The 14,746-nt window shown below is 51.2% G+C and carries 12 protein-coding genes; 4 read left to right on the forward strand and 8 right to left on the reverse strand.

From position 1 onward, the window contains the following. Positions 1 to 211: 211 nt before the first annotated feature. The 5 genes from C4F51_RS04860 to C4F51_RS04880 form a co-directional block, all read right to left on the reverse strand. A complete protein-coding gene (locus C4F51_RS04860; RefSeq protein WP_193907694.1) occupies positions 212 to 1,402 on the reverse strand; it encodes an MFS transporter in 1,191 nt (396 codons plus the stop codon). Between the two features lie 207 nt (positions 1,403 to 1,609). Continuing rightward, positions 1,610 to 2,509 (reverse strand): response regulator, encoded by a 900-nt coding sequence (locus tag C4F51_RS04865; protein WP_193907696.1) that lies wholly within the window; start codon positions 2,507 to 2,509, stop codon positions 1,610 to 1,612. After that, positions 2,506 to 3,711, reverse strand: a complete 1,206-nt coding sequence (locus C4F51_RS18305; RefSeq protein WP_202987619.1) for a sensor histidine kinase — start codon at positions 3,709 to 3,711, stop codon at positions 2,506 to 2,508. The genes C4F51_RS04865 and C4F51_RS18305 overlap by 4 nt, the downstream gene beginning before the upstream one ends. A 230-nt stretch (positions 3,712 to 3,941) precedes the next feature. Further along, positions 3,942 to 4,997, reverse strand: a complete 1,056-nt coding sequence (locus C4F51_RS04875; RefSeq protein WP_193907697.1) for a zinc-binding metallopeptidase family protein — start codon at positions 4,995 to 4,997, stop codon at positions 3,942 to 3,944. Between the two features lie 114 nt (positions 4,998 to 5,111). Continuing rightward, the gene (locus tag C4F51_RS04880; protein WP_193907699.1) at positions 5,112 to 6,281 is read right to left on the reverse strand and encodes a GGDEF domain-containing protein; all 1,170 of its coding nucleotides are present in this window, start codon (positions 6,279 to 6,281) and stop codon (positions 5,112 to 5,114) included. Between the two features lie 451 nt (positions 6,282 to 6,732). On the opposite strand from C4F51_RS04880, the gene C4F51_RS18005 reads away from it, so the two are divergent. The 4 genes from C4F51_RS18005 to C4F51_RS18425 all read left to right on the forward strand — a co-directional run bounded on the left by C4F51_RS18005 (position 6,733) and on the right by C4F51_RS18425 (position 9,014). After that, on the forward strand, positions 6,733 to 7,329 hold the full coding sequence (locus C4F51_RS18005; protein WP_202987620.1) for a hypothetical protein: 597 nt from the start codon (positions 6,733 to 6,735) through the stop codon (positions 7,327 to 7,329). Further along, complete coding sequence (locus C4F51_RS04890) at positions 7,326 to 8,237, forward strand: Kiwa anti-phage protein KwaB-like domain-containing protein (RefSeq protein WP_193907701.1); 912 nt, start codon at positions 7,326 to 7,328, stop codon at positions 8,235 to 8,237. The genes C4F51_RS18005 and C4F51_RS04890 overlap by 4 nt, the downstream gene beginning before the upstream one ends. 64 nt (positions 8,238 to 8,301) lie before the next feature. Then, positions 8,302 to 8,658: a DUF2834 domain-containing protein gene (locus C4F51_RS04895; RefSeq protein ID WP_193907703.1), complete on the forward strand. Its 357-nt coding sequence runs from the start codon at positions 8,302 to 8,304 to the stop codon at positions 8,656 to 8,658. A gap of 17 nt (positions 8,659 to 8,675) precedes the next feature. Next, complete coding sequence (locus C4F51_RS18425) at positions 8,676 to 9,014, forward strand: immunity protein Imm33 domain-containing protein (RefSeq protein ID WP_456236945.1); 339 nt, start codon at positions 8,676 to 8,678, stop codon at positions 9,012 to 9,014. A gap of 40 nt (positions 9,015 to 9,054) precedes the next feature. Here the strand turns inward: C4F51_RS18425 and C4F51_RS04900 are convergent, their stop codons facing one another. From C4F51_RS04900 to C4F51_RS04910, 3 genes are all read right to left on the reverse strand, one after another. After that, the gene (locus C4F51_RS04900) at positions 9,055 to 10,566 is read right to left on the reverse strand and encodes a tryptophan halogenase family protein (protein WP_193907705.1); all 1,512 of its coding nucleotides are present in this window, start codon (positions 10,564 to 10,566) and stop codon (positions 9,055 to 9,057) included. Positions 10,567 to 10,678: 112 nt separating this feature from the next. Further along, a complete protein-coding gene (locus C4F51_RS04905) occupies positions 10,679 to 13,423 on the reverse strand; it encodes a TonB-dependent receptor (protein ID WP_193907706.1) in 2,745 nt (914 codons plus the stop codon). Between the two features lie 483 nt (positions 13,424 to 13,906). Then, entirely contained in the window at positions 13,907 to 14,629 is a 723-nt protein-coding gene (locus tag C4F51_RS04910) for a TVP38/TMEM64 family protein (RefSeq protein ID WP_193907707.1), read from the reverse strand. Between the last annotated feature and the right edge of the window lie 117 nt (positions 14,630 to 14,746).

Consider the following 14,746-nt stretch of genomic DNA (forward strand, 5'->3'; position numbering starts at 1 on the left):
CGGCTGATGAAAAACGGGACGTGCATCTGCTTTCAGAGGCCATTCGACCAGGAAAAGCGGCCAGAGGAAATAAATAACGCAGAGGTAGTGGCGAGAAAGGTTGGCGCGCAGCAGAGCAATATGAGTGATTGTGGCTGACCTCCCTGTCAGCGGATCAAGGCCGCTTCGCTGCTGGCAAAATCGGCTGTGTAAAAAGGGAATGGTGATCGCCTTAACGATCCGGAATCTGTAATGCCCGGCCAGCTAACAAGCCAAACGTTGCGATTGTTACCGTGAGGAACGCGCAAATCGTCAAGGTCGATTGCCAGCTGCCGCTGATATCGTGCAGCCAGCCCATCAGGGATGGCCCAAAGGCGGCCAATAAATAGCCGAAACATTGAGCGAGGCCGGATAGCGATGCCGCCTGGGTGGCATTTACCGTACGCAAACCGATAAACGACAGCGCAAGAATAAAGGTGGCGCCATTACCAAAACCGAATACCAGGCTCCAAACCAGCGCTTGCGATGGAAAAAACAGCAGGCCGAGAATTCCCACCAGTTCGGTAAAGCAGGCAATCAGCACCAGGCCGCGTTGATCTTTCAAGCGGTGTAATACGGCCATTAAGATAATGCCCGGGAAAGCCGAGCTTAATTGCATCAACCCGTGAATTTCACCGGCACGCTCAGCCGCGTAACCGGCGTGTTGCAAAATAGCGGGCAACCAGCTGATAAAAATGTAATAAACAAATGAGTTCAGCCCCATAAAAAAAGTCACTTGCCAGGCGAGCGGGTGGCGCCATACCGGCTTGCTACCCGTGGCTGGCGCGAGTGACTTTTCCGCGGTATTTTTGCCGAACACTCGCGGTAGCCAAACAACAACCGCCAGCAGCGTAAACACACCGGCACTGAGCAGCGCAAAGCGCCAACCCGCCTCAAAAAAACGCGAGAGGGGAATCGCCATCGCCGACATAATGGCCGCAGCAATACCCATGGTGAGCGCGTAGCCGGAGGTGATAACCGCGAGCTTTTTCGGAAAATCGCGCTTTACCAGACCGGGCAATAACACATTACCGATGGCAATACCGACACCGATTAACGCCGTGCCGGTAAATAGCGCCGACAAGGTGCCGAACGAGCGGGTTGCAACCCCGGCGAGAATTAATAGCAGGCCTGCCATCAATACCCGTTCAAGGCCGAAGCGAAATGCAACGCTGGCACACAGCGGCGAAATAATCGCCAGCACCAGCAGCGGTAATGACGTCATCATCCCCGAGCCGGCGCTGCTCAAGGAAAAATATTGCTGAATATCATCCAGCAGTGGCGCCACCGCGGTCATGGGGCCACGCAAGTTGGCGGCAATTAATAAAATGCCGAGCACGATCCAGAAGCGGGAAAATCCGTGAGAGGAAGCAGCTGTTGTCATAAGAAACCGGTGATTATCGTGCGCAGGCAGATGTTTCTGTCGCTGCAAACGTTACAACAAAGAAGGTGTTTTCGACGGCTGACAAGCCTCTTCCTAGCAGAATGCAGGATATAAATTGTCTTGCACCGAAACGATGCAGTGTAGCAGTTGCAGGGAGGGTGATCCAGGCGGTGGCCTGGAGCAAGTCATTATTGTTGTGCGGGGTGATTACTCCATAACGGCCGTTTTGCCGGAGAAATAACGTTTAACGCGGGTTAACAATCCGTTCATCGGCAGGTCGCCCTGGTTATGCACCTGATGGCGTTTGCGCAGCGTAGGGTTGTGCAACAACAGCGCCTGGTGGCGCACGGCAGAGTCGAGACTGGATAACAACATATTGCGGCTTAGCGGAATCGGCAGCACCCGGTACACCTGCACGCGATTGATCAGGCGCGTTAATTCCTGTGTATCGGAAAAACGGGTAAGAATCACCATCACCAATTCCGGGCGATGTTGTTTTAATAGCGATAGCGCGTCGCCAATGTCGCCTTCCGGCAAATGCAAATCGGTCAGCAGCATCGCCTCCGGGTGTTCATCCAGCAGCGCCAGCGCCTGGTCAAAATCTGCCGCGGCCCAGGTTTGTACCTGCGGGCGTTTTTCGGTAATAAAGTCTGCCAGTGCCGGTGAGCGGTGCAATACCACCATTGAGGCACGGCCACTAACCGCAGCCGCTTGCGGTAAATCGGCGGTTTGCTGGCCAACGCTGACGGCACTGGCAATAGCATCGCGAAAATCCTGCAGGTGCCAGGGTTTTTGAATGTAACGAAAAATTTCGCCTTCGTTGATTGAGCCAACCACGCCGGACAACTCTGAATAACCGGTTAACAAAATACGAATCGCATCCGGGCGTAACTGGCGCGCTTCACGCAAAAATTCCACGCCGGTCATGCGCGGCATTTTCTGGTCGCTGATAATCACATCAACTTTTTCCCGCTCCAGTAATGACAAGGCGGCTTGCCCGTCGTTGGCGGTAAGCACCCGGTAGCGATGGCGAAACGCCATATCGAGACTGCGTAAAATACGCTCTTCGTCATCAACGAATAACAGGGTTGCCTGGGACTGACTCATGCCGCTGTTTCCTCTGGTTGTTCGTTAGCCTGATGGCGGGGCAAGCGAATGACAAATACCGTGCCTTTGCCCTCAACCGAGCGCACTTTAATAATGCCGCGGTGTTGGCGAATAATTTGCCAGGAAATGGACAGCCCCAAACCTGTGCCTTCTCCCACCGGTTTGGTGGTGTAAAACGGATCAAAAATACGGCTGCGCACGTCTTCGGGCATACCTTTGCCGGTATCGCGGATGTACACATCCACGTAATCTTCACTGCCTTTGGTGGTGATGGTAATTTCACCAAAGTGATCGATGGCCTGGGCGGCATTGGTTAATAAATTCAACAACACCTGATTAATTTGCGACGGCACACAGCGCAGTAATGTGTCGCTGTCATAATTTTTTATCACTTCTGCTTTCGGTCGTACCACGTTGCGGGCGATGGTCAGCGCGCTATCAATACATTCATTGAGGCTGACTTCATCCTGACGCGACTGATCAAGACGGCTGAACGAACGCAGCCCGGTAATCAGTTCGCCCATCTGGCGCAAACCGTAAACGCTGTCGTTCAGCAGCGAATCCATATCTTTAAACAGCGCTGCATTTTGTACTTCGGCAGCGGCGGCTTGGCTGTCCTGAATTTGTTTGGAAAAATCGCTGATCAATTCCAGGTTGGAGCTGACGTAACCCAACGGCGTATTCATCTCATGCGCAATACCGGCCACCATTTGCCCCAGTGATGCCATTTTTTCGGATTGCACCAGCTGGGTTTGCGACGCTTTTAATTGGTGGTTGGCGGTGACCAGGCTGCGGGTGCGCTGGCTGGCGCGTTGCTCCATCAACTCCAGTAACGACAGCACCACGCCCATGCCGCGATATTCCCCGTTTTCAACGATGACAAAATCTTCGGTAATCGGGTGCTGAATTTTTTCGCGAATAATCCGGCTGGCTTTTTCAATATCTTCGTTGCTTTCTACCAGCAGCGGCGTGCGATTGATAAAGTCGGTAACCGGGCGCGTGCCGAATACTTCGCGGCCAAATTTCTGCACAAAAATGCGCATGATGGCGTAACGGGAAATCGTGCCAATGACCTGATTATTTTCTACCACCGGCAAGCACAGCAAATGACGCCATGCATCAGTAAGAAAGCCGTCGGCTACGTCCTTGATCTGGGTGTCAGGTGAAACACCGGCAATGGGTAATAACAGGTCGCTTATCACAGCAGAAATCCTGAATAAATACAGACGAGGCCAGGAAAGCCTGCACACAACCCTTACCGGTGTTTTTCATGACTCGCAAATCAGCGCGGCAAAGGCCGCAGCAAAGGTGCTGTCCGGTTTAATTCGCTATGGTGTTTCCAGCGGAAGGGGTGTGAACAGGTTCCCGGTTTTCCGGGGATGCAGTTTGGCGCGCCAATATGACAGGTTGATGAAATTCTGATGACAATCGGTCAGCGCGCTGGCGCTGACCGAACGATTTGATGAATCAATTCCAGCTTTTTGATCGCCGCCTGTGGCAACACAAAAGGGTAAACCGGCTCGTGCCCCATGCTGCGGTTCAGGCTGTTGAGGCAATAGGTGAGCGGCAGCCAGTGTTCGATAATGCTGCCAATGTCGGCTTCATGGTAAGGGTTGAAGTTCACCGAGGTTTTCAGACCGGGGCCGGATTGCCGACGCGGATCAACCTGCAATCCGAATTCGTGGGCGGTTTCCATGGTGTCGATAATATGCAGGTAGTGCGCCCAGGTTTCTGCCCAATCTTCCCAGGGGTGGGAGCTGGCATAAGCGCTGACATAGCGGGTTTGCCAGTCTGGCGGTGGCCCTTCCTGGTAATAGCGGTGCAATGCCTGGCCGTAATCCGGGCGGTCATCGCCAAAGGTGTGGCGAAAGCTTTCCAGCCGTGAGCTGTTTTCTACCAGCAGCTGCCAGTAATAATGGCCGGACTCATGACGAAAATGCCCCAGCAAGGTGCGATAGGGTTCTTCCATTTGTGAGCGGGTCAGCTCGCGGTGAGCGCCATCGGCCTCGGCGATGTTAAGCGTAATCAGGCCGTCTTTATGGCCGGTATACACGGGTTCGACATCGTCAGCGAGAAAATCAAAGGCCAGCGCAACACCGCCATGCTGGTTGGAAACCGGTAGCCCGAGTCGCAGCAGGCTGTAAATCAATCGCCTTTTTTCACCTTCAATACGCCGCCAGCGATCGGCATTACCGAATACCGACAAGTCCGGAATAGTGCGGTTGAGCCGACAGGAAATACAGAAGGGCGATGGGTCGTCGTGGGCCACTGCCCAGTTACAGCTGTAGTGCTGCTCGCGGTTGGCACAGTGCCGAAAGCGTCGGCCGCTGACATCACCGATGGGTTTGAGAAACCCTTCTGCATCGCTTTCAACCGCCGCGAGTGTCAGGTTGTCCGGGGTAAAGGCCAGTATCGCTCCGCAGCGGGTACAGCTGGTGTTCTCGAAATAGGTCAGCTGTGAACATTGCTGACAGGTATAAATGCGCATTACAACACCTCAACAGAGTTCGCTCCGAATAGCCGCCTCAAGTATTGGCGTTATCGGCGCTATCAGCAAGGTTTACCGGCCAGCCAATCGCTGAAACGCGATATTGCCGCGCTGTTAAACCGCTTGCACGCTGCCCCATTCAACCCGATTACGCCCCGCCGTCTTGCCCCGGTAAAGCGCAACATCTGCCCATTGTAACGACTCGTCAAACGCCTGCGCGCTGGTAAAGTCATCCGAAACGCCGATGGTCACCGTGCAGCGGATTGACTGATGCGGTTGTATGCCGGGCACCTCACTACTTTCGATGACCGCACGAATGCGTTCGGCAAGTTGCATAACGCCGCCCTTGTCTGTGCTGTGGGCGATGATCACGAACTCCTCACCGCCCAATCGGCACACCAGGTCGCCCTGGCGAACGGTAGCCTTGAGCGTTTCCGCCACATGGCCCAGAACCTGATCGCCGACCTGGTGGCCGTGGTTGTCGTTGATCTGTTTGAAATGGTCGATGTCCACAATCAGCAGATAGGCTGGCGCAGCGGTGCGGGAGCGAAAGTGCGCTTCAAGGGCATCCGTCAGCCCGCGACGGTTCAGCACCTGGGTGAGCGGGTCATGTGCGGCCAGGTTGCGCAATTCGTCGGTGAGGCGACGCAGCACCAGCCAGATCATGCAAGGCGGCAATACGGTCGCAAGGAATGACATGTAAAGGTAAAAGACTTTCTGGAAGCGCCTACTCATATCCAGGGCTGCCATTCCTTCGTCGAGAATCATTGCAAACTTGATTGCGTTCAACACGCAGATACCGGCGATCAGCACCGCGAACACCACCATTTCTACCCGCAGATCCTTGGCGAGCGTTTGTCGAATACGCAGTGCGGTAACGCTCATGGCAAAAAAGAGCAGCGCGCACAAACCCGCCAGCAAGGCATGGCGAACCTCGCTCCCGAGTGTTGTCTGTATCAGTAGTTGCAACAAGGTGTAGGCACCGGCCAGTAAAAGCAACGGGCGCAGCACGGCGGTTGGTATATCGAAGAAGCGCATTGCGCCCAGAGCGTAAGCGGTGGGGGCGCACAGCGTAAGCGTGTGGTTGACGATGCTCATCGCCCCGTCATTATCGGAGCCGCCCACCAATTGCAATATATAGGCAAGCCCCAGCAAAAGATTGCCCAGCGCGAAAACGTCCATGCCCATCTTCTTGCCATGCAGCCGCGTGCTGATCAGCAGGAACATCACGCAGAAACACAGCAGGTGCAGGCAGAGCATGCCGAGGATAACGGTGGTGACCATGGATTGGCGGTGGCCTGATTAGGTAGGTTAAAGGGGCACGCTGGCCTTGCGCATAATGTGAATAAATTTATTCACTCCTATCCCGTCAATTCTCTATGAAAAGAGCAGGGCAGGCAATATCAGCTATCAGCGAACTGGCTGTAATAGACTGTTATATGGCCGCTCGTTTATCCTCCCCAGCAGTGTACATTATCCGCTTTGCCTTTTTAAAAAGCCGTTTTATCGTCTGCCACTAACCTGTTCTGATCAGAAGGATAATGGGGGGAGAAGCTGGGCATAATAAAGTGCATGTGTTATTTCAGCAGGCTTGAGGTTAGGTGCGAAGTCAAGACCTTGCTGTTGCTCATGTTGTGCAGGGTTGGCAAGGTGTGAGTCGTGGCCTTGTATTTTTGGTGATAACAGTTAATCCGAAAAACCTCAACTCACAAACTGTTGTTGAGGATAGCGTTAGATGGAGGATGAAGCCATGCAGTTCCGATTTGTGCCCGCTTTATTCGTGTTCCTGGGATCTTATTTTCCATTGGCGCTTATTCTTGCCTTCCAGGATATAAGTAATTCAAGTTGGTCGTCAGGCATCTGTACCAGCTGGACGTTGTGTCAGTTTCCAACTTTCGATCATCCTTGGATATCTATTTCGATTCTAATTGTAACATTGCTGTGTCTTAGCTTGACCTTGATGATACTTGCCAAAATTCGATACAAATATCCAGTACATGTCGTTGAGACAAAGCCAATTCCGAGTGAAATTATCAGTTATAGCTTTCCGTATATCGTATCTTTTATGGGAGTTGATTATGGCTCGCTCGGCAAAGTCGCAGGGCTTTCATTATTTTTGACATGGTTATTTTTTATAACTTTTAGGTCGGGACAAATTATTCTTAATCCAATATTGTTGGTTTTCGGATGGAATCTTTACGAGGCCAAGGTGCTGGTTAATGGGCATCCACGTACTGTCCGAGTATTAAGTAAGTCCAGGCTCATTCCTGGCGAATATCATTGCGAGATGATTCAAGAGAATTACATAACAAAAGGGAGTGCTGCGGAATGACAGACTTTTTAGATTGGAGAGGCTTCAACTATCAAGAGGCTAATGTGCAACTGTGGGTATTTAAAAAGAGTGCAACTGATGCGAGGTTTCGAGCTTGGCATGTTCGTACAGATGAAATAATTGAAACACTATTTCGCCAGACAATTATGGAAAGTATTGTTAAAACCACTGAAGCAATCGGTTATAGCCCAATTTCTCAGAATAATGAAAGCAGCTGCTTGACACACTCTTTGGCTGAGAGCGATGGCCTTACTGCTCTGCTGGGTGCAGTGGATGCGCCAGAGACAGAAAATACCGATGCCCAACTTAAACATATAAAGGGAGCGGCGGGTTATTTAGTGAAATTTCAATACGGAAATAACACCGTGTATGCCGTCCGAAAAACTGCGCCAAGTTGGCGTCCCAAAGTAAGAAGCTCGCTAATTAACGCCGTATTCCAAAATGGAGCTCTGTCTGCAACACCCGAAGAGAGTTTTTATTTTGATTCCTATTTTGATTTCTACTGCATAAATGAAACGGTTTTTGTTAAATCAAAGCGGGCTTACGAAAGTACTATGTCAGAAAAAAAGATCTATCAGAAAAATTTTGAGGATTTGGTGGTGGATCCAGACTTTAACTCCATTTTTTCTGATATTCAGCCATTGAAGGAATATGTTGGAACCAACGCTATACATCTGCGGCGGATAACTGTCATACAGAGTAAAGCTCTATATCTTCGACCGAACTTTCCACAAAGGCTGCAACATGTTAACCAATCTAGAGGTTTCGGGCTTAACTTCGATGACAGTGGGAAACTAGTTGTATGTGAAAATACTGCGAAGACAGTCATGCAAGTGCTTCTGGATCATCGCCTTTTGAGTGAAATAACAGAAATAATTTATGATGTTCCGGATGCTGAAGCTGTTTAGCTGAGCACCTAACAACTTTAAGCAAGGTCGTGCGTGTTGACGACGTTAGGCTTCAAAGGAAAATATGCAAATCATCTATATCCTTCTCTCAATTGTCGGCACGGTATTGCCTATTTCCCAGTTTGTTCCGTGGCTTTCCGTACACGGCCTCAATATTCCTCTTCTATTGCAACAAGCAACTTCCAGTAACATCGCTGCATTTGCCTGGGCGGATGTGTTGGTTTCGGGCATTGTGGTTATTGTTTTCATCGTTGCTGAGGGACGCAGGCTCGGAATGTGCCGTTTGTGGTTGCCACTGTCTTGTATTGTTGTTGGCCCTTCGCTGGCTTTGCCGTTCTTCCTTTTTCTGCGCGAGCGTCATCTTGCGGTAGTGGGATCTAATAATTTATTGAGGCCAGCATCGCCTGGCGGTGCGGCTTAATTCGGGACTCAGAATCCATGAAAAATCCCGAGTCGCAAGTAGAAGTATGCAAACAGTTTGGCTCGTTGTTTAGCCCTCCAGATGAGAATCAGCGTTTAGGTATTGCGCTTCACACTCTTTCGCTCCTTCCTCTCAATGCTTTGCGCCATCAGGCTGATAATGGGACATGTGGATGGTATGTTTGGGGTGGCGAGTTATCCGAAGAACCAGAGTTCTTTCAACCACTCCATGTCCACCATCTCGTTGCTCATGTACCAATGCTGGTGCCGTTTCTAGCGCTGTCTCCCGGTTGGCGAGTGCTTCTGGCTCCGGAGCAAACTGAGGTCTGGTATGACCCGGCACTCTTGTCTGTATAGCATGCGAGTCCACTATTTCATTAAAACCGAAACGGTTTTTCTAACGACTTCTAATCGCCTTTAACAGCGCTCGCGTATCCGGCGAAATTGAAGCCAGGTGCGCTTTTATTTTTTCGTTTTCCATGGCCTGCCGTAAAAATGCAGCTTGTTCGCTCGGGCTGTGCGGGTATTGGGTTTGGGTTTTGAAGCCCATGCCGTAAAGAATGTACTGGTAGCTGGCTACCGGGAACATTTCTTCTTTTTGTAAAAAGTCTCTTTTGTAAGGCACATGGTATTGCCAGAGTGCCAGCGCTTCTTTCAGTGAATCGGAAAAAGTATCCGGGTTGCGGTTGTCTGCCCAGAAATCGGACGTTCTTTCGCTGAGCACGTAATGCAGTTTCAGGAAATCGACAATACGTTCCCAGCGGTAGGTTTGCAGTTCGTTGAAGCGTTTGGCAACGATAGGCATAACGCTTTTATGTTGCGGTAACTGGTCGCGAATATATTGGGCAGCCAGTTCTACCATTACCAGCGCCGAGGCTTCCAGCGGCTCGATAAACCCTGCCGCCATGCCAACGCCGACGCAATTTTTTACCCAGAACTTTTCACGATGCCCGCAGGGGATGCGAATTTTTCGCGGCGTCAGGTCGTTGGCGGCGGCACCGGCATGGGTTTTTAAAATCGCTACGGCTTCATCTTCCGACATGTGCCGGCTGGAGTACACATGGCCAATACCACGGCGGCTGTATAAACCTATATCCCATATCCAGCCGGATTTTTGCGCATGGGAAATGGTGTAGGGCAGGATGGGTGAATCTTCATTCTCGTAGGGCACTTGCACCGCTACGGCGCTATCAATAAACAGCTGCTCGCTTTTGTCCACAAAGGGGATGCCGAGTGTTTCGCTCAGCAGCAGTGATTTTAGGCCGGAGCAATCCACAAACAAGTCGGCGGCCAGCGTTTGATGATCAGCAGTTTCGACGCTGGTAATGCCCTGGTCATTTTGATTAACTCTGGTGATGGTGCCAATCACATGCTTTACGCCGAGCGTGTTTTTGCAGTGCTGGCGAAGAAAGGTAATGAATTTTCCGGCATCCAGGTGGTAGCCGTAGTTTACAAAGGATTTGTAATCGGCAGTATCAAAGGCGCGTGGCGCGATATTTTTTTCGCACAACAATTCCTGAGCGCTAACAGCATCGGCAAAGGATTGCTCGCCCGGGTTTTGCAGCCAGTGGGTGGCGGTATTGCGCTCAATAAAGCCAATAGGCAGCGAAAAGGGGTGGTAGAAGAAGCTGTTCTGCTCTGACTGCCAGTTGATAAATTTAACGCCCTGTTTGAAAGACGCATCGCACTCCCGGAAAAAATCCGTCTCGGCAATGCCCATATCACGCAGAGTATTACGCATCGACGGCCAGCTGCCTTCGCCGACACCGATAGTAGGAATTTCCGAGGATTCTATCAGGGTAATCGCAACCGCCTTGCCGTAGCGGGCGGCAATAATGCCAGCGGTTAACCAGCCGGCGGCACCCCCACCGACGATAAGAATGGATTGTATGGCGTGATTATTATTCATAGTGTCTGATACATTTCCCGGTAGCAGAAAAGCAAAAAGGCCATTGTAGCAATGGCCTTTTTACTGCGTTACACCCTTGCAGAAAATTTCTGCAAGGGTTTGCAATCAACCATTAAAAACTTGCACGGATACCGATAGCGTAACGACCTACGCCTTCACCGGTATAGTACATATGGTTTTTCTCTCTACCGTGAATGCGCGAACCTTCTTCGGTAACGTTAATGCCTTCAAGGAACAGGCTGACGTTATCGTTCAGATCGTAACTCATAGAGATATCCACTTGCGAGTAGTCTTCTACCACCACCGGCTCGTTACTGGTGCTGGAGTAGAAGTACTGGAAGCCGCGAATAAACGAATCACGCCAGTTGTACGCGATACGGATCTGGAAGGGGCCATTTTCATAGAAGCCGACCAGGTTCGCAGAGTCACTTACACCAACTACCGCATCTGCCGCCGGTACTTCACCCAGTGGAGTGAAGTAATCGTATTCCGGATCGGCAAATACGAAGGTGGCGTTAGCGATTACGCCGAAGCCGGAGTCACCGAAAATGTGCTGACCACCGATTTCAATACCGCTGATGTCTTTGGTATCGAGGTTGCGCGGACGTCTCATTTCGAAGACTACATCGCGGCCGGTTGCCGGATCAATAACACCGGTAATGGCTTCCGGAGACGCTTCGGTAACTACGAAGTTATCAATAGACTTGGAGAAAGCACCGATAGAGATGTAATCAAAGTCGTTGATATACCATTCTGCAGAAATGTCGAAGTTGTCCGACATAAACGGCTTCAGGTTCGGGTTACCAGCGCTGCCGATACCGGCTTGTCCCTGTCTGATACCGCTCAGCGTACGCGCTGATTTCATATCGTTCAGTTCGGGGCGGGTAATGGTGCGCGATGCTGCGAAACGCAGTACTACGTTTTCCAGCAAGTCATACTTCACAGACAGGTTGGGCAGGAAAACATCGTAACTACCATCATCTTTGAAAGGGGTTTCGCCCGAGAATACGCGGGTGTATTCCTCGCCTTCTACCGGCGGTGGCGTCAGCGATACCAGGGTTTGTTCCAGAGAGATGGAGTCAATGGAGGTATCTTCGTAACGGGCACCCAGTACCACAGTCAGGTCGCGGCCATTCAGGTCGAATGACTTGCTACCTTCCACATACACACCGAAGGTTTTTTCGGTAATGTCAGACCAGTTAGGCTGACGCACCAGTGTGGAGTTGGTCAGGTCTTTCTGAATCGCGGTGGCTGTCGGGTCGGTTTGTGCGTGACGGGTCCAGTCATTGAATGCCAGCGGATCAAAAGAGAAATAAGCCAGGTTGCCCAATACGGCGTGGTTCATGTGAGCCACTTTATAACCGGCATTGGCGGCTTCTTCTACCGAACGGAAAATGCTGGTTGTCGGGTCGCTGCCCACCAGATCGTAAGCGCCTTGTAAAACGGTACCGGCTTTCGCCTGGTACTGTTCAATCAACTTGCTCTGGTCGGTGTACATCACGCCGGTCTTGATGGACCAGGTATCTTCGTTAAAGGTGTAATCCAGACGGGTTTGCTGAATTTCATCTTTACGCGGGTCGGAGTAACCATCGTATTGCCAGATACGGGCATTGGCGAGGGATACATCGGCGTTGTTGTAATAGTGGCTGGCGATGCCATCACGAATAGCGAAATCGAAGGAGATCGGTGACGCCTGCAAGTCGGAGCGGCTGATGTTGGCCTGACGATCCGGCTGCGCTTCCGCCGTAGAGTGGCTGTGAGCGAAAACCAGTTTGGAGCGGTCGGTAATATCCCAATCCACTTCAATACCGGTGCTCAGGCCGGTTTCCTGGGTAACCGGGTTGTTGACGAAGAAGTCCAGACCGGCATCTGTCACGGTGCGGTGAACAATAGTGCCTTTGTCATCAATGGCGTACTGCTCGTCGTTACCATAACCGTACCAGGCGGCACTTTCGTATTCCATACCGTCTTGCTGCAAATCGGAGTACTGCGCATCCACGGTGATAGACAGGTTGTCAGCCGGCTTGTATTGCAATACCAGGCTGCCGTTCAAACGCTCGCGGTTGAACTCCTGACGTTTAATCGCGGTTTGGGTCGGGTAGAAGTCAGCATTGATGGTATTGCCTTGTGCATCCGGCAGTGGCAGGTAAGTGCCCAGGGTCGCCGGACGGCGAGAGCGCCAATCCCAACGGCGTTGTTCTACCGAATCGCTCTGGTATTCACGCTCCTGGTAGCTGATTGCCGCCAGTACACCGAAGTTGTCGTTGAAGGTGGTGCTGAACAGACCGGATACCGCCGGGGTAATGCTGCTGACGTTGGTTTCGTTCAGGCCTTTGACGGAGCCGGCAATTCTATGGCCGAGGTCCAGCGGTTTGGCGGTATTTACGTTGATGGTGGCACCGATACCGCCGGATTGGGTGGTAGCGGTAGAGGTTTTATACACTTCAACGCCGCTCACCATTTCTGCTGCCACGGTATCAAAGTTGAAACCCCGGCTGGCGTTGGCGCTGGGCATCTGGCGGCCATTCAACAATACCGTGTTGAACTGCGGGCCGAGACCACGAACGGTAACCTGGCGACCTTCACCACCGCTACGGTCAATAGAAACACCGGTGATACGTTGCAGGGATTCTGCGAGGTTGGTGTCCGGGAATTTGCCGATGTCTTCGGAGCTGATGGCATCGACAACACCGCTGGAATCACGCTTGGTATCCAAAGCGCTTTTCAAGCTCGCTTTGTAACCCGTTACAACAATTTCCTCTACCGTATCTTCCTGTGCGTACGCCTGGGCGGTTGCAGCAACAGCCAGGCTCAGCAAACTGATTTTGAAAAATGGATGTGTGTACTTTTTGTTCATATTTAGTTACCGCGTTGTTTATTATGACTATGCCAAACGCTTGACCAGGGCCTTTAAGAGACTTCATGTGAGCGTGCTTTTCTTTGTTAGTGCACTTGTATACATGGTCAATGTGAATATTAGTCTTTGTCTATAAACGCGTCAATAGAAAGCAGAACTCATCCGCCAGCTTTACATTCGGACGTGGCAACGTCTGGCAATAAGTCATTTTTATAAGATATATCGCCATAAGCTGCTGCGATTGTGCCGCGAACGGTGTGCGAAAACGGGCAGCGATTTATGGCGCTAAATCTTCGGTAATCCGGGTGGTAAAGTGAGGGAAATAATCAGCCAGGTGGCGCTGAAAATAAAATACTGTGGTGCTGCATGTTGTGATTTTTGCCAAGGGTTAGCTTTGATGGCAGTGCTTGAACAATTATTTTTACAGGGTGAGCGCGGGATCAACCGGCACAAGGCGCGCCGCCGCTGATCCCGCACCGGCTATTAATGAATTGGCGGATCGACCGGTTTTTGCAAGCGGCGAATCATATCCGGCACTTTAAACAGCATTGCCAGCGCCAGTAATAACAATACCGGCAAATAAATTTCCGGCGCCAATAACAGGTTCATACCCGGCAATTGCCCGTCTGCCAGCTGGCCATCAATTTGCGAACCGATAGAGGTAAAAACCAGCGTCTCGGGAATCAGCCCGATAAAGGTTGTCCAGATGTAAGTCCACAAACGGATGCCGGTGGTGGACGCCACAATGTTCACTGCCATAAACGGAAAAAAGGGTGTTGAGCGCATCAGCAATAAATAAAACACCGGTGCCTTGAGAAAAAATTCGCGCATACGAAAATAAAAACCGGCAGCGGGGCGTTGCAGGTGCGAAGCAAACGAGTATTGAATGGCGAAGCGAATAATCACCGCGCCGAGCGTAGCGCCGATAATAGAAAGCAGGCAGCCCAGCCAGGGGCCGAATAAAAAACCGCCCGCCATGGAAACGACCGCGCCGCCGGGGATGCCGAAAATCACCAACATGACATACATCAGCGTGTAGAAAAAAACGATCTGGTAAAAATTGTTGGCGGTGGCTGCCTCCAGTGCCGGGTAATACTCAAGAAATAATTTTTCCACAGAAATTCCGTGGTACAGCAGCAGCCCCATCAGAGACATGCCGGTAAACACCAGTACAATTATCGGTATGTAACGTAACGCATTATTCATTCATCGGGTCCATCGTTATTGCGGCTAACGGTTTTCGTTAATCTGGAAAATACTGATCCGCACCGGGTATTGATCAGCGTTGTGTGTTTGGCCTTGTGTGTTTGTCAAAGTCCCGCG

This window comes from Cellvibrio polysaccharolyticus (assembly GCF_015182315.1).
Taxonomy (GTDB): Bacteria; Pseudomonadota; Gammaproteobacteria; order Pseudomonadales; family Cellvibrionaceae; genus Cellvibrio; species Cellvibrio polysaccharolyticus.